Consider the following 20,550-nt stretch of genomic DNA (forward strand, 5'->3'; position numbering starts at 1 on the left):
GATAACCGGTTCGCCGGGGGCCGGCGACCGGTTCAGGTGTATTGAAGGGAATGCACGTGTTGCGGGACAGGGCCGGACGGCAGGTTGCGCAAGGTGTGTGCCGCCATTTGCGCACTGGCCTCGCGCCAGGTGAGCCATTTCCAGTCGGCGACGTCACGGGCTGCCGGGAAGCGGCCGCTGCGTTCGAAGTCGCCGATCAGGTCGGCCAGCGTCTGCGGGTCGTTCAAGTCGAAATAGGCCATGAACTCGCGGCCGATCTCGCGGAACACCGGAATGTCGCTGCCCATCGCGGGCAAGCCGCGCTGCATCGCTTCCACCAGCGGCAGGCCGAAGCCTTCGACGTAGGAAGGAAAGACCAGCGAGCTGGCGCGGGAGTAGGCGTATTCCAGGCTGGTGTCGTTCAGGTCGTTGAACATGAACAGCCGTTGGTTGAACTCGCGGTGGTTGCGGATCCGCGCAAGCAACGTTTCGCACTTCCAGCCGATGTGCCCGGCGATGCACAGGCGCGCCTTGGAGCCGGCGGCCCAGGCGCGTTCGAAGGCGTCGAGCAGGTAACTGTGATTCTTGCGTGGCTCGATGGTGCTGACCATCAGGTACACCGGCTCGGGGGTGGAGAACAGGCGTTCCAGGCCTGGCTCGACGGCCGCGTCGGCGGCGCTCAAGTCCAGCTCGCAGCCCAGGTGAAAATAGTCGAACCAGGTTTTGCGCGCCGCCGCGTGGCCGAGGCGCCGCTCCAGTTCGCTGCGCATCTGGTCGCGCACGGTCGCCGAAATGGCGACGTAACCGTCGGCGATGCGGGTGATCCAGTCGAACCAGGTGTTGAAGACCTGCACCAGGCGCGCGTCGTAGAAATGCGGGTGGGTCAGCGGAATGAGGTCGTAGATCACGGCCGTGATGCCGACGCCTTCACGCTTGAGCTGTTCGGCGTGGGGAAAGAAGTCCGGGTTCCACGAGGAGTCGAGCAGCACCAGTTGATCCCCCGGCCGATGCTGCAGCGGTTCGCAGCGGCTGGGCAGTTGATGGCGGTTGATCCGTTCGACCAGGCGCAGCGGCACGCTGAAGACGGCCATGGCGCTGAGCCGGTAGGCTGCGTAAAACGCCCGGCGGGCGATCCGGCTGGTGAGGCGGCGGTCACGGGCCTGATACCACTGCAGGAAATGATGGGCCAGACGCTCCAGGCGTCCGCCGAACTCTACGATGCGGTTGGACAGGGGCGTGTCCAAGGGGGCCAGGCGCAGCACGCGGTACAGCTTGCCGTTGAGGAACACCACCGGCACGCACTCGACGCCGTCCACGCTGGGCGGCAATTGGTTGATGACGTTGCGCACCACCCGCTGGATGCCGGAGTTGATCTGCGGATGCTGGAAAACGTGGGTGCATTCCACCAGCAGGCGCGTCATGACATGCCCCCCGGCAGACGCCCGCCGGCCGTGTCCGGATGCAGCTTGGCAGGTGGCTCACCGGAGCCTTTGGTCACCGGAACGAACGGACAGTTTTTCAAACCGCGATCCCTTGGTCTTGAACTCTCACCGTTTTCCCACAGGCTTGGGGGGAATGTCTGTCAGACCGGAGCTAGAGCCCCTGTAAGAGGACAGGCGAGGTTGTTGTAGTTGTTTGGTTGCCAATCTGTGCCAATTAATCAGCAATTTCAACAAGTCTTACCGTGACCGGTCAGTTCTGCTTTGCGCTGCCCCATTTATTCGCGCCGGATGGTTCACGAAGTCGCGGCGGATGTGTTTAGAATGCCCCTCGTCACGATTGGCCGAGGTTCGGCAGGGCGACGCGAGAACCCTGTGAAGCTGACCACTAAAACAAGAACGTAGACGGATCGAACACCAGGGCCTGCGCCATCCGCGACTTGCCCGGTTGCAGTTCTCCGTCATGAAATGAAATGGCCGGGACGGCTGTTTCATCGTGGGATGCCATGAATTTCATTCTCTACTCCGACGTCAACGACCACTCCATCAGCCAGAGCCTGGGACGTCCCGAATACAGCTACTACTTTGTGCTCAAGGCCTACCGGCCGGTGCTCGAAAGCCTCGGGCAAGTGCATGTGGTGTCTTCCCCGGCCGAAGTCGATCCCCTTTACCGGCAGTTGCTCGCCCGTGGCGAAGACTGTCTTTTCCTGTCGTTCGCACCGCCCCAGAAAACCCCGACCGAGCTGGCCTGCCCGATGGTCTGCGTGGTCGCCTGGGAGTTCGATTCGATCCCCGACGAGCAGTGGGACGACGATCCGCGCCATGACTGGACGCGCATGCTGGCGCGCCATGGCCGGGTGATCACGCTGTCGAGCCACACCGCCCGGGCGATTCGCCGGGCCATGGGCGACGACTTTCCCGTGCTGGTCCTGCCCACCCCGCTGTGGGAGAACTTTGCCGCCATCCGCGAGCGGCAGGCCGATGCGCCGGTGAACCCGGGCATGACGCTGTCGATCAAGGGCTGCATTTTCGACACCCGCACCCTGGCCCTGTCGGCCGACGACCTGGTGCCCAAGCCGCTGACGCCGGAAGAGGAAGCGGCGCTCGAGGCGCTGCGTCCGCCGCCCTTGACCCTCAAGCGCCGTTTCGTCATCGCCCGGCACTTCTTGCGCCAGTGGGCGCTGGATCTCGGCCGCGAGCAAGGCGTGCCGCGGGTCAAGTTCCTGCACCACTGGTACTGGGAAGGGATCCGCGACCTGCTGTCGGACAAGGCCCACGGGTGGCTGGCCCGGCAACTGCCGGCGATCGCCGGCCCGCAGGCGGTGGCTGAGCCTGCGCCTGCGCCGCTGAACCTGCCGGACACCTCGCAGGTGGTCGAGACCCGGGTCGACGGGGTGGTGTACGTCACCGTGTTCAACCCCAAGGACGGCCGCAAGAACTGGCACCAGATGATCACCGCGTTCTGCTGGGCGTTTCGCGAAACGCCTGACGCGACGCTGGTGCTGAAGATCACCCAGAACGATCTGGCGTCCTACCACGGCGAGTTGATGACCCTGCTGGCGCAGCTTTCGCCTTTCGCGTGCCGCGTCGTGGTGATGCACGGCTACCTGGACGATGCCCAATATGCCCGGCTGTACGAGGCCGCCAGTTTCTACGTCAACGCGTCGCGCTGCGAAGGCCTGTGCCTGCCGCTGATGGAGTTCATGGCCAGCGGCAAGCCGGCCATCGCTCCGGACCATACGGCCATGGAGGACTACATCGACGACAGCGTGGCGTTCGTGGTCAAGTCCAGCGAAGAGCTGACCATCTGGCCCCAGGACTCGCGGATCATCTACCGCACGCTGCGCCACCGGCCCGACTGGGGATCGCTCAAGGACGCCTACGAAAACAGCTACCGGCTCGCCAAGAGCCAGCCGCAGGCTTACCGGCACTTGTCCGTCGCTGCGCTCGAACGCATGCGCGCCTACTGTGCGTTCGCGCCGGTGCAAAAAAGGCTGGCGGACTTCCTTGGGCTGGTGCCGCCGAGCGCCGTTGCCGCACCCGTTACGGAAGACGCCTCATGCTGATCATCATTCATTCCGAAACCAACCAGCACACCATCGAGCGCAACCTCGGCCGCTCCGAGTACAGCTATTACTTCGTGCTCAAGGAGTATCGGCCCGTGCTCGAGCGCCTGGGGCGGGTGGTCGAAGTCCGCGATCCGCAGCGCGAGGTCGATGCGCTGTACCTTGAGTGCGTCGCCCGCGGCGAGCCTTGCGTATTCCTGTCCTTTTCGCCGCCGCACCGCACGCCGGTGCACCTGGCCTGCCCGACCTTGCCGGTGTTCGCCTGGGAGTTCAGCACCATCCCCAACGAGCCGTTCGCCGGCGAGCCGCGCAACGACTGGCGCACCGTGCTGCAGGCCTGCGGCGCGGCCATCACGCATTCCGGCTACACGGTCGATGCCGTGCACCAGGCGATGGGAACCGATTACCCGATCATCTCCGTGCCGGCGCCGGTATGGGACCGCTTCAGCGCCCGTGGCACGTCGGCTCAGGCTCGGCCGCAGACGGGGCCGGTGCGTTTGACGATCAAAGGGCTGGTGGCCGACAGCCGTCAGCTCGACCTGGAGGCGTTCGGCCCGGTGCATCTGCGCCGCGGCAAGGCCATCGACTTCAAGGCGCCGGTCCAGGAGCAGGAACTGGTGCTCGACGGCGTGGTGTACACCTCGGTGTTCAACCCCGGCGACGGCCGCAAGAACTGGGAGGACATGCTCAGCGCCTTCTGCGTCGCCTTCCGCGACACCGAGGATGCGACGCTGGTGCTCAAGCTCACGCATCACGACGCCGAAGAGGCGCTCGGCGACATCCTCCATCACCTCTACAAGAACCAGTCCTATCGCTGCCGCATCGTGCTGATCCACGGCTACCTGGCGGATGCGGACTACGAACGGCTGGTGCAGGCGACCCGCTATGTGGTGAACACCTCCTACGGCGAAGGGCAATGCCTGCCGCTGATGGAGTTCATGTCCTGCGGCAAGCCGGCCGTGGCCCCGCGCACCACGGCGATGATCGATTACCTGGACGGGGACAACGCGTTCCTGGTGCGCACCACCGACGAACTCACCGCGTGGCCCCATGACCCGCGCAAGGCCTACCGAACCTTGCGCTACATCACCGACTGGGCGTCGGTGCGCGACGCCTACCGGGCCAGCTACGAGGTGGCCAAGCACGATCCGCAACGCTACGCGCAGATGTCGGCGCACGCGGTGCGCAGCCTTCAGGCCTTTTGCAGCCAGGCCGTGGCGGAGCAGCGCTTGCGCGATTTCCTGGGGCGGGCGCAGGAGTTGTGCGCGACGGTCCCTGCGCAAACCTGCGGTGCCTGAGCCGATGAGCGAACGGCGGATCCTGGACATCGAAGTGCTGCGGGCCATTGCGGTGCTGGGGGTGCTGTTCCATCACCTGCAAGGCAGCCTGTTCACCGATCCGGTGCCGTTGCTGGAGACGATCCATGCCTGGGCGCAGCCGTGGTGGGGCGTCGACCTGTTTTTCGCGATCTCCGGGTTCGTCATCGCCCGCAGCCTGATTCCGGTGCTGCGCGGTTGCGAAGGCCGCCAGGCGCAGTGGCTGCAGGTGCGCGACTTCTGGTTGCGCCGGGCGTTCCGGCTGCTGCCGTCGGCCTGGCTGTGGCTGGCGCTGATGCTGCTGGCCTGCGTGTTCCTCAACCGTTCGGGGGCCTTCGGCACCTGGCAGGCCAACGTGCAGGCCACCTTCGCCGGGGTGTTTCAATACGCCAACTTCCGCTTCGCCGACAGTTTTTTCCATTACGAGTACGGCAGCAGTTTCGTCTACTGGAGCCTGTCGCTGGAGGAACAGTTCTACCTGCTGTTTCCGCTGTTGATCCTGGTGTGCCGCAAGCGACTGGTCTGGGCCTTGCTCGCCTTGGTCGCGGTGCAGCTCTTCACCGTGCGCACGCCGCTGCTGATGGTGATCCGCACCGATGCGCTGGCGCTGGGCGTGCTGCTGGCGATGTGGAGCGCGCAAGCGTCGTGGCGGCGCTTCGAACCGAGGTTCCTGAGCCGGCCCTGGCTCGGCCTCCCGACGTTGATCGCGGTCGCGGCGTTGCTGAGCTTCATGGCCACCGACCGTTTCACCTTCGCCCCTTACCGCATCGGCTCGATCGCCGTGCTCGGCGCGGCGCTGGTGTGGATCGCATCGTACAACGGCAACTACCTGCTGCCGGCGGGTCGGACGCAACGACTGATGGCGTGGATCGGCAGCCGCTCCTACGGCATCTACCTGATCCACATTCCGGCCTATCAACTGGTGCGCGAACTGAGTTGGCGCCTGCAGGCCGCCGGCCTTCCCGACTTCGGCGGCCACCCGGTCGCCACGCTCCTGGCCGCCGCCGGCCTGATCGCGCTGCTGAGCGAACTGAACTACCACCTGATCGAAATGCCCATGCGCAACCGCGGCGCCGCCCTGGTGCGGCGCCTGCGCACGTCACCCACCGCCGTCCCATCCCCTGGAGCCACCTCATGCTGAGCCTTTTGAAGAAACTCACGGCGGCGCCGTCCGCCGAGCCTGTCGCCCCGGTCGCCGACAAGGTCGATCCGTACATGCTCGGGCTGCGCGACGCCATGCTCAGCGGCTGGTTCAACCAGGAGACCGGCGAGCTGTTCACAGGCTTTCCGGTGACGGCCGACGATACCCTGCTGGATGTAGGCTGCGGCGACGGCGGCAACGTGCATTTCTGCGGGATGCGCGGGGCGAAGATCATCATCGCCGACATCGACGGCGCCAAGGTCGAGGCCACTCGCCAGCGTCTGGGCGACACGCCGGCGCGCGACGTCGAGTGCCATGTCACCGACTGCAACCCGCTGCCGATCGCCGACGCCACCGCTACCCGCGTGGTGTCCACCGAAGTCATCGAGCACGTCGACGACCCGGCGCAGTTCCTCGCCGAACTGGTGCGGGTCGGCCGGCCGGGGGCGCTGTACCTGCTGAGCGTGCCGCACCCAAGCTCCGAAGACCTGCAGAAGGACATCGCCGCGCCGGAGTATTTCCAGAAGCCGAACCACATCCGGATCATCGGCGAGGAGCAGTTCAAGGGCATGGTCAGCGACGCGGGCCTGGAGATCATCAGCCACAGTTCGTACGGCTTCTACTGGTCGATGTGGATGCTGCTGTTCTGGGAGGCGAAGGTGGACTTCAGCAACGCCGACCATCCGCTGCTCAACCACTGGGCCGACACCTGGAAAACCGTGCTCGACTCGCCGCGTGGCGCGCAGATCAAGCAGGCGCTGGATGCGGTCGTGGCGAAAAGTCAGGTGATCATCGCCCGCAAGCCGTAGTGCCGGAGCGGGATAGTGCGGTGCGGTGACTGACGCCATCGCAGGCTGGCCCCACCGTGTGTGGGCCGCGCCGGCCACTGTGAGAGCGGGCTTGCCCCGGGCGGCGATCCGCCGATGGCGTCAGTTCAGTCAACCAAGATGTCGGTCGCTTGCAAAGGTTTTGTGTACCCTTGGCGCTTTGCGTGGTCAGGGAGTCGCAAGCAATGCGGTTTTTCATCGGGCTGTCGGCGGTGCTGGCCATCGCCACTTGGCTCACGGCCTGTGAGCGGACGTCGGCGCCGCCCCTCGACCAGCAGCTCTACATCTGGCAGCGCCAATGGACGCCCGCCCACGGGGCTGCGCTGCGTGACAGCCGCGCTGACTTTTCCACGGTGCGGGTGCTGGCGTTGCAGGCGTTTCCACAGGCGGGATGGAGCCGGGCGCGGATCGATCCGGCGTTGCTCCGCCAGGACGGTCGGCCGCTGATTGCGGTGGTTCGACTCGACGGCCAGCTCAAGTCCCTGGACCTTGCGCACGCCACGGCGCAGATCCTTCAGGTGCTCGACGACTGGCGCGGACAGGGGCTGACGTTGGCCGGCGTTGAGATCGACCACGATGCCGGCAGCGCACGGCTGCCGGCCTATGCCGAATTCCTCGCCCATCTGCGCCCGGCGCTGCCGCCCTCGTTGCCGCTGAGCATCACCGCGTTGCCGGCGTGGCTGGACAGCCCGCAATTGCCGGCGTTGCTGGCGACGGTCGACAGCAGTGTGCTGCAGGTGCATGCGGTGAGCGATCCGCGTCGGGGCCTGTTCGATGCGGATCAGGCGCGGCGCTGGGCGGACGCCTGGGGACGGGTCAGCGACAAGCCGTTCTACCTGGCGCTGCCGGCCTACGGTGTGGCGCTGTTGCCGGACAGCGGCGGGGCGCCGGAAGTGGAGAGCGAGGTCGCGATCCCGCGGCGCGGCGAACGCCGCGAACTGCTCGCCGATCCACAAGCCTTGAGCCGGCTGGCCAGCGCACTGCGCGAAGACCGCCCGGCGCATCTGGCCGGCCTGATCTGGTTCCGCCTGCCGCTGGCCAACGACCGCCGGGCCTGGAGCCTGACCACGTTGCGTGCCGTTGCCCGCGGCGAACCCCTGTCGAGCAGCCTCGGCGTGAGCTTCACGGTGCAGGACGGACTTTACGACATCGGCCTCGCCAACCGGGGCAATCTCGACAGCCCTTGGCCCGCGCGCCTGACGGTCAAGGCCCGGGACTGCGTCGGCGCCGACGCCCTGGCCGGTTACTCGTTGCAACAAACGCCGGATCTGCTTACCTTCACCCGCCTGCGCGACGGCCGGTTGCCGGCGGGCGGTCAGCGTGCTGTCGGTTGGGCGCGTTGTGCACACATTGATCAAGGAGGTTCGCATGTTGACCCGTAACTGGCCCCGCCACCTGCTCTGCCTGAGCCTCAGCCTGCCGCTGGGCACGGCGCTGGCCTGCGGCCCGGACTTCCCGATGCGCCTGCTCGACAACCGCGGGCAATCGCTGGCGGAGCTGCCGGAGGGCAACTTCAACTTCGAGATCAACCGCCTGGGCAAAGCCATCGACGGGCTCAAGCTCACGACGGTGGCCACCCACAACCCGGACGCCTACGGCGAGCCCGGCGAGTACGTCGACGAGCGCGAGCAGGCCGAGCAAGCGGACCTGAGCGAAGCTGCGCAGGCGCAGGTCAAGCGCTTGCGCAGCCTCGGCGATGCCCGTCAGGCCTATGAGCAGGGAACCGGCCTTCCCGCCGAAGTTCGCCTGTACGTGGCCGGCGCCGTGGCGTTCGCCGCCGCCGATTACCCGCTGGCCGCCGACTACTTCAGACAGGTGCTGGCGCTGCCGGCGGATCAGCGTCCGTTGCGCAGCACGTGGGCGGCGTACTCCCTGGGCCGTTCCCTGTACGCCATGAGCGGGCAGGCGGACGACGCCCTCGACCCGCTGGAGCAGGCGCTCGCCGCGTTCCGCCAGACCCGCCAGCTGAACATCGACGGTTTCAGCGACCCGCTGGAACTGGGCGTGGCCAGCCTCGGCGAAGAGGCCCGGGTGCTGCGCACCGCCGGCGACTGGAACGGCGCCATCGAACTGTACGCGGCGCAGAACCAGCATGGCTCGATGGTGGGCGCGTCTTCGCTGAAACTGCTGGTGAACGACCTGGTGGCTTTACCCGAGGATCAACTGGCCAAGCTGCTGCGGGGCAAAGCGGTGCAGCAACTGGTCACGGCCTCGCTGATCAGCCGGATCGGCTGGTCGTTCGGCGAACAGCCGGAGCGCGAGAAAGCGCTGATCAAACTGCTGCAGGACAGCACCCGCGGCAGCCTGGACAACGCCGACCGCCTGGCGGCGATGAACTATCAGCAGGGCGACTACGCCACCGCCAAGGCGTTTCTCGAACACGCCGGGGACGGTGGGCTGGCCTGGTGGCTGCGGGCGAAACTGGCGGTGCGCGACGGCGATTCCAACGCCGCCGCAGCGGCGTACGCCAAAGCCGCCCAGGCCTTCCCGAAGGACGAATCGTGGGGCGAGCGGCGCACGCCGGACTGGGCCTTCGAAACCCTGCGGCCCAAGTGCCGGGTGGACGGCGAAAGCGCGATCCTCGACCTGCAGCGCGGCGATTACCTGCAAGCCTTCGACCGGCTGTACCAGAGCCAGGACATTTACTGGTTCGACGCCGCGACCGTGGCCGAGCGGGTGCTGACCCTCGATGAGCTCAAGCGCTACGTCGATGAGAAAGTGCCGGCGCCGCCGGTGCTGAGCCAGCAGGACCGCGACAACTACGTGCCGCTGTCGGTGGCGGCGAACCTGCGCAACCTGTTGGGCCGGCGCTTGCTGCGCGAAGGTCGCTACGAAGAGGCGGTCGGCTACTTCGACAATCCCGACCTGCAGAACAAGGCCCGGCTGTACGGTCAGCAGCGCCTGAACGCCGACTCGGCCTGGTGGCCGACCAAACGCGCCGCCGCGCTGTTCAACGCGGCCTGGACGGCCCGGGAATGGGGCATGGACATCCTCGGCTACGAGATGGCGCCGGATTACGCGACGTTCGGCGGCAACTACAGCCTGGAAACCACCGAACTGAAAGTCGGCCCGTTGGTGGCCGACGCCGAAGTGCAGCGCCAGAAGGCCAGCGAGGCGCAGCCCGACGTGCGTTACCACTACCGGTTCGTCGCCACCGCATTGGCCAACCGCGCGGCCGACAACCTGCCGCACACCAGCCAGGCGTTCGCCGCCGTGCTGTGTACGGCGGCCGGCTGGAACAGCAGCGAGGAGGATCAGCGCGGGCTGTACCAGCGCTATGTGAAGGAAGGCCCGTACGTGCCGTGGGCGGTGGACTTCGGCCACCAGTGCCCGTATCCGGACTTCGAGAACGCGGACAAGCGTTACGTGACCCAGGTCACTGACGCCGTGCGCTCGACGCTGCGTCCTTACAAGTGGCCGGTGCAGATCGGCGCGGCCGTGGTGCTTGCGGGCGCTGCGCTGTGGCTGTTCGGCCGCCGACGCAAGGCCCGCAAAGCCTAGGCCTGCTGGACGAACGTCAGGCGCACGGCGAAACCGATCAACAGGCTGCCGAACAGCCACTGTTGCAGGCGCTGGGCCGAAGGGCTGTTGTGCAGCCAGCGGCCCAGGGCGGCGCCGGCCAGGGCGTAGGCGCTGTCGAACAGCAGCCCTGCGCCCACCAGCAAGGCACCGAGCACGGCGAACTGGGTGAGCACCGGCGCACCGTCGGCGACGATGAACTGCGGCAGCAGCACCGAGCAGAACAGCAACGCCTTGGGGTTGAGCAGATTGGTCAGCAGGCCGCGGCGCACCGCTTCGCGCCACTGCGCCTTCGCGTCCGGCACTTGCGCCGCGTTCAGGTCCGGCAGCAACGTGCTGCGCAGGCACTGGACACCGAGCCACAGCAGGTAGGCCGCCCCGGCCAGGCGCACCACGTCGAACGTCCACGGCGCGGCCTTGAACAGCGCCGCCAGCCCCAGCCCCGCCAGCGCCACATGGCAGCCCCGGGCCACCGCCAGCCCGACGGCAGTGGCCAGCGCCGCACCGCGGCCCTGACGGGCGCCGGTCTGCAACAGCAGGATCATGTCCGGGCCGGGCAGCAGGTAGACCACCGCCAATGCCAGGAAAAACAGCCAGAGACTCGCCATGCCGCACCCCTTTCGTTGTCGATTCGGTCGGCTCAGTCTAGGGCCGAAGGGCAGGGCAGGTGGTTGCGTAGTTCGCTTCAAATGCGCTTAGGATTGGCATAACCTGCTTTCTTTTTGCGCATAGACCATCAGGATCTGCCAACCATGAAACTGGACGCCTTCGACCGCAAGATTCTCGCCGCGCTGCAACGGGACGGACGCCTGAGCAACGTGCAGCTGGCCGACGAGATCGGCCTGTCGGCGTCGCCGTGCCTGCGGCGGGTGCGGATGCTGGAGGAGGCGGGGGTGATCCGCGGCTACCAGGCCAACCTCGACCGCGATGAAGTGGGCCTGGGGCTGACGGTGTTCGTCGGGGTCAAGGTGGAGCGGCACAACGATGAGCGGGCCGAAGCGTTCCGGGCGGCGGTGACGGCGCTGCCGGAGGTGATTTCGGCGTTTCTGGTGTCCGGCGAGTCGGACTTCCTGTTGCAGGTGGTGGTGCCTGACCTGCGGGCCTATGACCGCTTTCTCACCGGTTGCCTGCTGAAGTTGCCGGGGGTGAGTGACATCCGCAGCAACTTTGCGATCAACACGGTGAAGACGCCGGGGGCGTTGCCGTTGGGGCATCTTCCGGCTTGAGGCCGAGTTGAGCCCATCGCGAGCAGGCTCGCTCCTACAGGGACTGCATCAATCTCTGTGGGAGCGAGCCTGCTCGCGATAGCGGTCTGTCTGCAGGCGGCCTACATCTGCGTCGCCATCCCCTCCACATCCATCGCGGCCTGGCGCAGCGCCTCCGAGCGGGTCGGGTGCGGGTGGCAGGTCAGGGCGATGTCCTCGGCCGAGGCGCTGAACTCCATGGCCACGCAGTACTCGCCGATCATCTCGCTGACGCTCGGGCCGACCAGGTGCACGCCCAGCACTTCGTCCGTGCGCTCGTCGGCGATGACCTTGGCGAAACCTTCGGTCTCGTGGTTGATCTTGGCCCGGCTGTTGGCGGTGAACGGGAACTTGCCGACCTTGAAGGCCCGGCCTTCGGCCTTGAGCTGCTCTTCGGTCTTGCCGACGCTGGCCAGTTCCGGCCGGGTGTAGATCACGTTGGGGATCAGGTCGTAGTTGACCTCGGCCGCCTTGCCGGCGATCCGCTCGATGCAGGCCATGGCTTCGTCTTCGGCCTTGTGCGCGAGCATCGGCCCGGACGTGACGTCGCCGATCACCCACACCCCGGCGGCCTCGGTGCGGTGGCGGTCGTTGGCGAGCATGCCGCGCTTGTCGGTGCCCAGGCCGACGTTCTCCAGGCCCAGCCCGCGGGTGTACGGCCGGCGGCCGATGGCGACCAGCACATAATCGGCTTCCAGCAATTCGGCGTCGCCGCCGGCGGCGGGTTCGACGCTCAGTTGCACGCCGTTGGCCGTGGTCGTGGCGCTGGTGACTTTCGAGCTCAGCCTGAACGCGATCCCTTGCTTGCCCAGTGAGCGCTGCAAGGCTTTGCCGGCCTCGCCGTCGACGCCGGGGCAGATGCGGTCCAGGTATTCGACCACCGTCACTTGCGCCCCGAGCCGGCGCCAGACCGAGCCCAGCTCCAGGCCGATCACCCCGGCGCCGATCACCACCAGGTGTCTGGGCACTTCGCCCAGCGACAGCGCGCCGGTGGAGTCGAGGATGCGCTTGTTGTCGATCTCCACGCCGGGCAGGGGCGTGGGCTCGGAGCCGGTGGCGATGACGATGTCCTTGGCGGTCAGCTCGATGCGGCTGCCCTGATCGCCGGTCACGCTGACCTTGCCGGGGCCGTCGATATGGCCCCAGCCCTTGATCCAGTCGACCTTGTTCTTGCGGAACAGGAACTCGATGCCTTTGGTCAGGCCGGCGACGCTTTCGTCCTTCTGCTTCATCATCTGCGCGAGGTTGAGCGAGGGTTTGACCTCGATGCCGAGGTTGGCGAATTCCGGCCCCAAGGCCGCTTCGTACAGTTCGGAGGCATGCAGCAACGCCTTGGAGGGCATGCAGCCGACATTCAGGCAGGTGCCGCCGAGGGTGGCGCGGCCCTCCACGCAGGCGGCCTTGAGGCCGAGCTGGCCGGCGCGGATCGCCGCGTTGTAGCCGCCGGGGCCGCCGCCCAGAATCACCACGTCATAGTTGCTCATGCGCTTGCTCCCGGTTGATGGATGCGGATCGGTAACGGTAGTCCGCACTAAAAATTACGAACGTAATATGTGCGTTTCCAGACATTTCGGTCAAGGCTTCAGGCAAGCGACAGGTGGGTCGTCTTTAGATAGTGGATTTGTGTACGAATATTTCACGGCATTTGTTATATCGTAACGATATGTGCCGTTAGCCAAGGGTTTTGGGGGGATATGCAAGTCGATCTGGAGGGGGATGGCACCCACGTGACCGGACTGCCGCGCTTTCAGCAGGCCGCGGCCCAGGGGCGCCGCTTGCGCCGGTTGGCCGTCGGGCTGGGCTCGCTGGCCGGGGCAGGGTGGGTGCTGGCGTTCTTTGTCGGGCTGTTTGCCCCGCAATCGTTGTGGCCGGCGCTGCTGGTCAACCTCAGCGCTGCGTTGCTGGTATTGGTGGCCGGGCTGCAATCGGCGTGGTGGGTGAGCCGCTGGCGGGCACGGGTGATCGATCCGCCCGCATCGGTCGTCCCCGAAGATGATTCGCCTGCGCCGGACGGTTGGTACGAGCGGTTGCTCGACCGGTTGAGTCGTCGCGGCCTGCATCTGCTCGGGCAGGTCGGCGCGCCCACGTTATGGCTGGGCGGCTGGGCCTTGGCGGCCGCGTTGAGCGTCGATCAGACGTGGAACCTGGCGTTGCCGTCCGCCGCTGTGGGCATGTCGGCGACGGTCGGCGCCGCGCTGGCGTTGGTGCTGGCGTTCGGGTTGCTGGTGCTGGAACGGCAATGGGCCCAGGAGCCTCCAGCGCAATGGCCTGAAGCGGGGTCGTTGGCGCAATTGGCGCGCGTGGCGATCATCTGTCTGGTATTGGCGGCGTTGTGCCTGTTGTTCGCCAGCGAAAGCGCCGTGTGGCCGGTGCGCGTCGCGGTGCTGATTGGCCTCCTGCCGGGCGTGGTGGCGGTGGAGTTGCTGCTGCGTGCGGTGTTGTCGCTGTTCAGCCCGCGCCGGGAGACGCTCGAGCCGACCCTGCTGGCGCGCAGCGTTGTGGCGGATCTGCTGCGCTGGCCGCCGCAGCCGCTGCTGGCCTTGCAGCATGAACTGCACAACCGCTTCGGCATCGATCTGCGCCAGATCTGGGCCTTCAGCTACATGCGCCGGGCCCTGCTGCCGGTGCTGGCGCTGGTCGCAGCGGTGGGGTGGCTGCTGACCGGGCTTCATGAAATCCCGATGCAAGGCCGCGGCATCTACGAGCGTTTCGGCAAACCGGTGCAGGTGTTCGGCCCCGGCCTGCACGCCGGTCTGCCCTGGCCGTTGGGGCGGGTGCTGAGCGTCGAGAACGGCGTGATGCATGAGCTGGCCACCAGCGTCGGCGAAAACCCGGCGCCCGTTCAGGCGGAGCCCGCCGAAGGTCCGCCGCCGCTGACGGCCAACCGCTTGTGGGACGCCAGCCACGTCAACGACAAGTCCCAGGTGATCGCCGGCAGCCGGGGCGGGCAGCAGAGCTTCCAGATCGTCAACATGGACGTGCGCTTCGTCTACCGCATCGGTTTGAGCGATCAGGCTGCCTTGGCCGCCACCTACAACAGCGCCGATGTGCCGACGCTGATCCGCAGCACGGCCAGCCGGATTCTGGTGCACGATTTCGCCTCACGCACCCTCGACGGTTTGCTGGGGCAAGACAGGACAGGGCTCGCCGAGGAGATCGGCCGGGCGGTGCAGCACGACCTGCAGAAACTCGACAGCGGTGTGGAAATCCTCGCCACGGTGGTTGAGGCCATTCATCCGCCAGCCGGTGCGGCCAATGCCTACCACGGCGTGCAGGCCGCACAGATCGGCGCGCAGGCGTTGATCGCCCGCGAGCGCGGCGCGGCAGCCGAGGCCAGCAACCAAGCGCAACTGCAGGCCAGCCTCGCCGGGGATCAAGCCACCGCCAACGCCCGTGAAACGGAAGCGGCGGCACAGGCGGCGGACCTGAAGTTTTCGGCCGAACAAAAGGCCTACGCCAGCGCCGGTCAAGCGTTCGTGCTGGAGCAGTACTTCGCTCAGCTCAGCCAAGGCCTGAGCAAAGCCCGGCTGCTGGTGCTCGACCACCGCCTGGGCGGCAGCGGCAATGCGCCGACCATTGACCTGCGCACCTTCACACTGCCGGCCGATCCCGCGCCCGCACGCAATGTTGCTCAACCAGGAGTCACCCATTGAGCCAGTCGCACACTCACGATCATTCCGATCACAGCGGCCACGGTCATGCTCATGGCGGGCATCACCATCACCACGGTCATCATCACCATCACCACGGCGAGCCGGAAGAAGCGGGGCCGTTCCCGTGGCGGCGCATGGGCTGGGCGGCGTTGCTGGTGGCCTTTGCCGTCGCGGCGGCGAGCCTGGTGCAGGTGCGCTCCGGGGAGGCGACGGTGATCACCCGCTTCGGCAACCCGACCCGGGTGCTGCTGGATCCCGGGCTGGGCTGGCGCTGGCCGGCGCCGTTCGAGGCGGCGATTCCGGTGGACTTGCGTCTGCGCACCACGTCCAGCGGCCTGCAGGATGTCGGCACCCGCGACGGCTTGCGCATCATCGTGCAGGCGTACGTGGCGTGGCAGGTGCAGGGCGATCCGGACAACGTGCAGCGTTTCATGCGCGCCGTGCAGAACCAGCCGGACGAAGCCGCGCGGCAGATCCGCACGTTTGTCGGTTCGGCGCTGGAGACCACCGCCAGCCGTTTCGACCTGGCGAATCTGGTGAACACCGATGCCGCTCAGGTGCGCATCGGTGACTTCGAGGCGCAGTTGCGCCAACAGATCGACCAGCAATTGCTGGCGACCTACGGGGTGCGGGTGGTGCAGGTCGGCATTGAGCGGCTGACCTTGCCGTCGGTGACGCTCACGGCCACCGTCGATCGGATGCGCGCCGAGCGTGAAACCATCGCCACCGAACGCACGGCGGTCGGCAAGCGCGAAGCGGCGCAGATCCGCTCCGCGGCCGAACGCGATGCGCGCATGGTGCAGGCCGACGCCACAGTGAAGGCGGCAGAAATCGAGGCGCAGTCCCGGGTCGAGGCGGCGCAGATCTACGGACGCGCCTATGCCGGGTCGCCGCAGTTGTACAACTTGCTGCGTTCGCTGGACACCCTTGGCACCATCGTCACGCCTGACACCAAGCTGATTCTGCGCACCGACGCCGCGCCGTTCCGCGCCTTGGTGGACGGTCCGCCGACGCTCGACAGCAAAAGCGGATCGCAGCCATGAGTGAAGTTCCACGTGGAACACAACCGTTGAACAGCCCGTGGATACAGGCCGGACGCCTTGCGTTCTTTGCGCTGTACGCCGTGACCGTGCTGGCGGCGCTGGCCTGGGCATTCTCCAATGTGCGGCAGATCGATCCGCAAAACCGCGCGGTGGTTTTGCATTTCGGTGCCTTGGATCGGATACAGAATGCCGGTTTGCTGTTGGCCTGGCCCGAACCCTTCGAGCAAGTGGTGCTGCTGCCGGCGGCGGATCGGGTGATCGAGCGTCGGGTCGACAATCTGCTGCGTAGCGACGCGGCCTTGCAGGCGGATCGCGTGGCGACATTCGCCACACCGTTGAGCGACGCGCTGGCCGGTTCCGGCTATTTGCTCACCGGGGATGCTGGCGTCGTGCAACTGGATGTTCGGGTGTTCTACAAAGTGACCGACCCTTATGCGTATGTGCTTCAAGGTGACCATGTGCTGCCCGCGCTGGATCGCCTGGTGACCCGCAGTGCGGTGGCCCTGACGGCCGCCCGGGACCTGGACACGATTCTGGTGGCCCGACCTGAACTGATCGGCGCCGATAACCAGGCCGCCGAGCGTCGTGAACGGTTGCGCGGCGATCTGGTGCAAGGCATCAACCGACGCCTGGCCGAGCTGAAGGCAGACGGGCAGGGCATCGGCATCGAAACGGTGCGGGTCGACGTGCAGTCGAGTCTGCCGGCGCCGGCGGTGAGTGCGTTCAATGCCGTCTTGACCGCCAGTCAACAGGCCGACAAAGCCGTGGCCAACGCCCGCACCGAAGCGGAGAAGCTCACCCAGACCGCCAACGAACAAGCCGACCGCACACTGCAGGTCGCCCATGCGCAGGCCGGTGAGCGGCTCGCCAAAGCCACCGCCGACACGGCGACGGTCCTGAGCCTGGCCAAGGCCCGGCAGCAAGGCAGCGACCCGCAGATGTTGCTGCGTCTGTACCGCGAGCGCATTCCGAAGATCCTCGGCCAGGCCGGTTCAGTCACCACGGTGGATCCGAAGGACGATGCCCGGCTGATCATTCAGGGAGCCAGCAAATGACCACGAACACCCTTCCTGCGCCGAGCCTGTTGTCCTCGGCGGAACAGCGCCGCGCCGCACGCCAGTTGACCCTGGCGATGCTCGCCCTGGGCCTGCTCGGGCTGGGGCTGATCTGGCGCTGGCTGATGCCGGAGCAGACCGGCGTCAGCCAGTTGCTACTGGGCGTCGCGTCGGTTCTGGTGGCGGTGCCGGTCATGCGTTCGGCCTGGTTCAGCCTGCGCTATCCGAGCCTGCACGGCATCACCGATCAGTTGATCGCGCTGGCCCTGCTCGGCGCCTGGGCCACCGGTGACCTGCTCACGGCGGCGTTGCTGCCGATCATCATGATCTTCGGCCACGTGCTGGAAGAACGCAGCGTGATCGGCTCCCAGGAGGCGATCCATGCGCTGGGCCAGTTGACCCGCAGCCATGCACGCAAGCTTCAGGCCGACGGCTCGGTCATCGAAGTCGACAACGGCACGCTCAAGGCCGGCGACACGGTTGAGGTCCGGGCGGGGGACCGGGTGCCGGCGGACGGGCGGGTGCTGTCCGGCCAGGCCAGCCTCGACACGGCGTCGATCACCGGCGAGTCGGTGCCGGTGGAGGCGGGCGTCGGCATGGAGGTGTTCGGCGGGGCGATCAACCTCGACGGCCTGCTGCGCATCGAGGTGACTCGCACCGGCGATGAATCGACCCTCGGCAAGGTCATCGGCCTGATGCAGAACGCCGAACGCTCCAAGCCGCCGATCACTCGCCTGCTGGAGCGTTACGCCGGCAGCTACATGGTGCTGGTGTTGCTGCTGGCGGCGGTGACCTGGTTCATCACCCACGATGCGCAAGCGATGCTTGCGGTGCTGGTGGCGGCTTGCCCGTGCGCGTTGGTGCTGTCGGCGCCGGCCACCGCGATTGCCGGTGTGGCGGTGGCGGCGCGGCACGGGATCCTGATCCGCAGTTCGGCGTTCCTTGAGGAGCTGGCCGATCTCACCTCGTTGGTGGTGGACAAGACCGGCACCCTGACGTTCGGCACCTTGCGCTTGCAGTCGGTCGACAGCCCCCGCGTCGAGCACGGCACGGTGATTGCGCTGGCGGCGGCGCTCGGTGCAGCCAGCAGCCATCCGGTCAGCCGTGCGCTGGCCGGTCTGGCCGAGCCGGACAGTGACCTGGCGCTGACCGACATCCACGAGCGGCAAGGCTTGGGCGTGGTCGCGATGACGACCCGGGGCGAAGCGGCGCTGGGTCGCCCGGAGCTGTTCACGCAGTTGGGCATCGTCACCACCGCCGTACCGGAGCACGACGGCCCGATCGCCGGGCTGGCCCTGAACGGCGAATTCCTCGCCTGGCTGCTGCTCGCCGACAGCGTCAAGCCGGAAGCGCGGCTGGCCTTGGGTGAGTTGCGCGACCTGGGCCTGGGCCGGCAATTGCTGCTGACCGGCGATCGCCACAGTGTGGCGAACGCGCTGGCCCGGGATGTCGGCCTGCACGAAGTCGAGGCCCAAGCGTTGCCGGAGGACAAGCTCAACCGGGTGCTGAAGGAGATCGACAGCGGCTTCCGGCCGATGGTGGTCGGCGACGGCATCAACGACTCATTGGCGCTCAAGGCCGGGGTGGTCGGTGTGGCGATGGGGGCGGGAGGCGCCGACATCGCGCTGGCCTCGGCCGACATCGTGCTGATCGGCAGCGACCTGCGACGCCTGGGCACCTGCGTGCGGCTGAGTCGCCAGTGCCGGCGCACGTTACAGGTGAACGTGGTCATCGGCCTGGGCTGGACGCTGGCCATCGTCGTGTTCGCCGCGTTCGGTTGGCTCGGTGCAGCCGGGGCCATGATCGCTGCGCTGCTGCACAACCTCAGCACCTTGCTGGTGCTGGGCAATGCCGGGCGCCTGCTGCGGTTCCAGGAACCGTTGCTGAAACTGAAGGAAGATTGATCATTTTTTGAACGGTGCGCCGGCCCCGAAGTCTTCCGAACAGGCGCACCGTACAAGGATGACCGTGCAGGCGCAGGCGTTCCGGTTCATAGCGGACGGCTATTAAATCGATAGCCTGCTATTTTTCAAGGATGGTCTACCCTCAGATCAGACGTCTGAAACCAGGGGGATATTCCATGCTCGCGCAACTTCCACCGGCCTTACAGAAACTGCAGCTACCGCTTCGCCTGCGGCTCTGGGACGGCCATGAGTTCAATCTCGGGCCGACGCCCAGCGTCACCATCGTGGTCAAGGACCCGCAGATGGTCACCCAGTTCACCCATCCAAGCCTGGACGCGCTGGGGGCGGCGTTCGTCGAGGGCAAGCTTGAACTGGAAGGTTCGATCAGCGAAGTCATCCGGGTCTGCGACGAGCTGAGCAATGCGCTGCTCGACGAAGACGAAGGCAGCCAGCCGGTGCGCTCGCTCCACGACAAGGAAACCGACGCCAAGGCCATTTCCTATCACTACGACTTGTCCAACGCGTTCTACCAGCTGTGGCTGGACAGCGACATGGCGTATTCCTGCGCCTACTTCGAAACCGGCAGCGAAACCCTGGAACAGGCCCAGCAGGCCAAGTTCCGCCATCTGTGCCGCAAGCTGCGCCTGCAGCCCGGCGACTACCTGCTGGATGTCGGCTGCGGCTGGGGCGGGCTGGCGCGGTACGCCGCCCGTGAGTTCGGCGCGAAGGTGTTCGGCATCACGTTGAGCAAGGAACAACTGGCGCTGGCCCGCGAGCGGGTCAAGGCCGAAGGGCTGGAAGACCAGGTCGAGCTGCAGTTGCTCGACTACCGCGACCTGCCCCAGGACGGCCGTTTCGACAAAGTGGTCAGTGTCGGCATGTTCGAGCATGTGGGCCACGCCAACCTCGCCGAATACTGCAAGACCCTGTTCGGTGCGGTGAAGGAGGGCGGCCTGGTGATGAACCACGGCATCACCGCCAAGCACACCGACGGTCGTCCGGTGGGACGCGGCGCCGGGGATTTCATCGAGAAGTACGTGTTCCCCAACGGCGAGCTGCCGCACCTGGCGATGATCTCTGCCGAGATCAGCGAGGCGGGTCTGGAGATCGTCGACGTCGAAAGCCTGCGCCTGCATTACGCGCGCACCCTGGACCACTGGAGCGAGCGCCTGGAGGACAACCTGGAGACCGCCGCCAAACTGGTGCCGGAGCAAGCGCTGCGCATCTGGCGCCTGTATCTGGCCGGATGCGCCTACGCCTTCGCCCACGGCTGGATCAACCTGCACCAGATCCTCGCCGTGAAGGCCCACCCCGACGGCAGCCATGAACTGCCGTGGACCCGGGACGACATCTACAATCCGTAG

At 66.7% G+C, this 20,550-nt stretch carries 15 protein-coding genes; 12 read left to right on the forward strand and 3 right to left on the reverse strand.

Annotated elements, in window-relative coordinates; all coding sequences use genetic code 11:
* Positions 1-32: 32 nt before the first annotated feature.
* Entirely contained in the window at positions 33-1,400 is a 1,368-nt protein-coding gene (locus CAG29_RS00705; protein WP_085693749.1) for a glycosyltransferase family 1 protein, read from the reverse strand.
* A gap of 524 nt (positions 1,401-1,924) precedes the next feature.
* Between CAG29_RS00705 and CAG29_RS00710 the strand changes: the two genes are divergently transcribed.
* The 6 genes from CAG29_RS00710 to CAG29_RS00735 all read left to right on the forward strand — a co-directional run bounded on the left by CAG29_RS00710 (position 1,925) and on the right by CAG29_RS00735 (position 10,269).
* A complete protein-coding gene (locus CAG29_RS00710) occupies positions 1,925-3,484 on the forward strand; it encodes a glycosyltransferase (RefSeq protein ID WP_085638693.1) in 1,560 nt (519 codons plus the stop codon).
* Entirely contained in the window at positions 3,478-4,782 is a 1,305-nt protein-coding gene (locus CAG29_RS00715; RefSeq protein WP_085693750.1) for a glycosyltransferase, read from the forward strand. The genes CAG29_RS00710 and CAG29_RS00715 overlap by 7 nt, the downstream gene beginning before the upstream one ends.
* Positions 4,783-4,786: 4 nt before the next feature.
* Entirely contained in the window at positions 4,787-5,941 is a 1,155-nt protein-coding gene (locus CAG29_RS00720) for an acyltransferase (protein WP_085638686.1), read from the forward strand.
* Entirely contained in the window at positions 5,935-6,750 is an 816-nt protein-coding gene (locus CAG29_RS00725) for a class I SAM-dependent methyltransferase (RefSeq protein WP_085579219.1), read from the forward strand. The genes CAG29_RS00720 and CAG29_RS00725 overlap by 7 nt, the downstream gene beginning before the upstream one ends.
* 203 nt (positions 6,751-6,953) lie before the next feature.
* Complete coding sequence (locus CAG29_RS00730; RefSeq protein ID WP_085693751.1) at positions 6,954-8,150, forward strand: DUF3142 domain-containing protein; 1,197 nt, start codon at positions 6,954-6,956, stop codon at positions 8,148-8,150.
* Positions 8,137-10,269 carry a hypothetical protein gene (locus CAG29_RS00735; RefSeq protein ID WP_085693752.1) on the forward strand — a complete coding sequence of 711 codons (2,133 nt, stop codon included), beginning with the start codon at positions 8,137-8,139 and terminating at the stop codon, positions 10,267-10,269. The genes CAG29_RS00730 and CAG29_RS00735 overlap by 14 nt, the downstream gene beginning before the upstream one ends.
* On the opposite strand, the gene CAG29_RS00740 is transcribed toward CAG29_RS00735, so the two are convergent.
* Entirely contained in the window at positions 10,266-10,895 is a 630-nt protein-coding gene (locus CAG29_RS00740; protein WP_085630326.1) for a LysE family translocator, read from the reverse strand. The genes CAG29_RS00735 and CAG29_RS00740 overlap by 4 nt on opposite strands.
* A gap of 144 nt (positions 10,896-11,039) precedes the next feature.
* Between CAG29_RS00740 and CAG29_RS00745 the strand changes: the two genes are divergently transcribed.
* The gene (locus CAG29_RS00745; RefSeq protein ID WP_085579211.1) at positions 11,040-11,513 is read left to right on the forward strand and encodes an Lrp/AsnC family transcriptional regulator; all 474 of its coding nucleotides are present in this window, start codon (positions 11,040-11,042) and stop codon (positions 11,511-11,513) included.
* A gap of 101 nt (positions 11,514-11,614) precedes the next feature.
* Here CAG29_RS00745 and lpdA read toward each other — a convergent pair whose 3' ends face one another.
* Positions 11,615-13,015: a dihydrolipoyl dehydrogenase gene (lpdA, locus tag CAG29_RS00750; protein WP_085630324.1), complete on the reverse strand. Its 1,401-nt coding sequence runs from the start codon at positions 13,013-13,015 to the stop codon at positions 11,615-11,617.
* Between the two features lie 210 nt (positions 13,016-13,225).
* Here lpdA and CAG29_RS00755 point away from each other — a divergent pair, with 210 nt between their 5' ends.
* From CAG29_RS00755 to cfaB, 5 genes are all read left to right on the forward strand, one after another.
* Positions 13,226-15,184 carry a protease modulator HflK gene (locus CAG29_RS00755; RefSeq protein ID WP_085693753.1) on the forward strand — a complete coding sequence of 653 codons (1,959 nt, stop codon included), beginning with the start codon at positions 13,226-13,228 and terminating at the stop codon, positions 15,182-15,184.
* Positions 15,181-16,227: a protease modulator HflC gene (gene hflC / locus CAG29_RS00760; protein WP_085630320.1), complete on the forward strand. Its 1,047-nt coding sequence runs from the start codon at positions 15,181-15,183 to the stop codon at positions 16,225-16,227. The genes CAG29_RS00755 and hflC overlap by 4 nt, the downstream gene beginning before the upstream one ends.
* Positions 16,224-17,282, forward strand: a complete 1,059-nt coding sequence (gene hflK / locus CAG29_RS00765; RefSeq protein ID WP_085693754.1) for a protease modulator HflK — start codon at positions 16,224-16,226, stop codon at positions 17,280-17,282. The genes hflC and hflK overlap by 4 nt, the downstream gene beginning before the upstream one ends.
* On the forward strand, positions 17,279-19,186 hold the full coding sequence (locus CAG29_RS00770) for a heavy metal translocating P-type ATPase (protein WP_085693755.1): 1,908 nt from the start codon (positions 17,279-17,281) through the stop codon (positions 19,184-19,186). Before hflK ends, CAG29_RS00770 begins: the two co-directional genes overlap by 4 nt.
* A 176-nt stretch (positions 19,187-19,362) precedes the next feature.
* Positions 19,363-20,550 (forward strand): C17 cyclopropane fatty acid synthase CfaB, encoded by a 1,188-nt coding sequence (gene cfaB, locus CAG29_RS00775; RefSeq protein WP_085579199.1) that lies wholly within the window; start codon positions 19,363-19,365, stop codon positions 20,548-20,550.

This window comes from Pseudomonas sp. B7(2017), from assembly GCF_002112745.1.
In the GTDB taxonomy this organism is placed as follows: domain Bacteria; phylum Pseudomonadota; class Gammaproteobacteria; order Pseudomonadales; family Pseudomonadaceae; genus Aquipseudomonas; species Aquipseudomonas ekonensis.

Bases quoted from the DNA above. Each gene is read 5' to 3' on its own strand.
- CAG29_RS00725 (WP_085579219.1), top strand. From the start codon at position 5,935: ATGCTGAGCCTTTTGAAGAAACTCACGGCGGCGCCGTCCGCCGAGCCT.
- CAG29_RS00710 (WP_085638693.1), top strand. From the start codon at position 1,925: ATGAATTTCATTCTCTACTCCGACGTCAACGACCACTCCATCAGCCAG.
- CAG29_RS00770 (WP_085693755.1), top strand. From the start codon at position 17,279: ATGACCACGAACACCCTTCCTGCGCCGAGCCTGTTGTCCTCGGCGGAA.
- lpdA (WP_085630324.1), bottom strand. From the start codon at position 13,015: ATGAGCAACTATGACGTGGTGATTCTGGGCGGCGGCCCCGGCGGCTAC.
- hflK (WP_085693754.1), top strand. From the start codon at position 16,224: ATGAGTGAAGTTCCACGTGGAACACAACCGTTGAACAGCCCGTGGATA.
- CAG29_RS00740 (WP_085630326.1), bottom strand. From the start codon at position 10,895: ATGGCGAGTCTCTGGCTGTTTTTCCTGGCATTGGCGGTGGTCTACCTG.
- CAG29_RS00735 (WP_085693752.1), top strand. From the start codon at position 8,137: ATGTTGACCCGTAACTGGCCCCGCCACCTGCTCTGCCTGAGCCTCAGC.
- CAG29_RS00705 (WP_085693749.1), bottom strand. From the start codon at position 1,400: ATGACGCGCCTGCTGGTGGAATGCACCCACGTTTTCCAGCATCCGCAG.
- CAG29_RS00755 (WP_085693753.1), top strand. From the start codon at position 13,226: ATGCAAGTCGATCTGGAGGGGGATGGCACCCACGTGACCGGACTGCCG.
- cfaB (WP_085579199.1), top strand. From the start codon at position 19,363: ATGCTCGCGCAACTTCCACCGGCCTTACAGAAACTGCAGCTACCGCTT.
- CAG29_RS00745 (WP_085579211.1), top strand. From the start codon at position 11,040: ATGAAACTGGACGCCTTCGACCGCAAGATTCTCGCCGCGCTGCAACGG.
- CAG29_RS00720 (WP_085638686.1), top strand. From the start codon at position 4,787: ATGAGCGAACGGCGGATCCTGGACATCGAAGTGCTGCGGGCCATTGCG.
- CAG29_RS00715 (WP_085693750.1), top strand. From the start codon at position 3,478: ATGCTGATCATCATTCATTCCGAAACCAACCAGCACACCATCGAGCGC.
- CAG29_RS00730 (WP_085693751.1), top strand. From the start codon at position 6,954: ATGCGGTTTTTCATCGGGCTGTCGGCGGTGCTGGCCATCGCCACTTGG.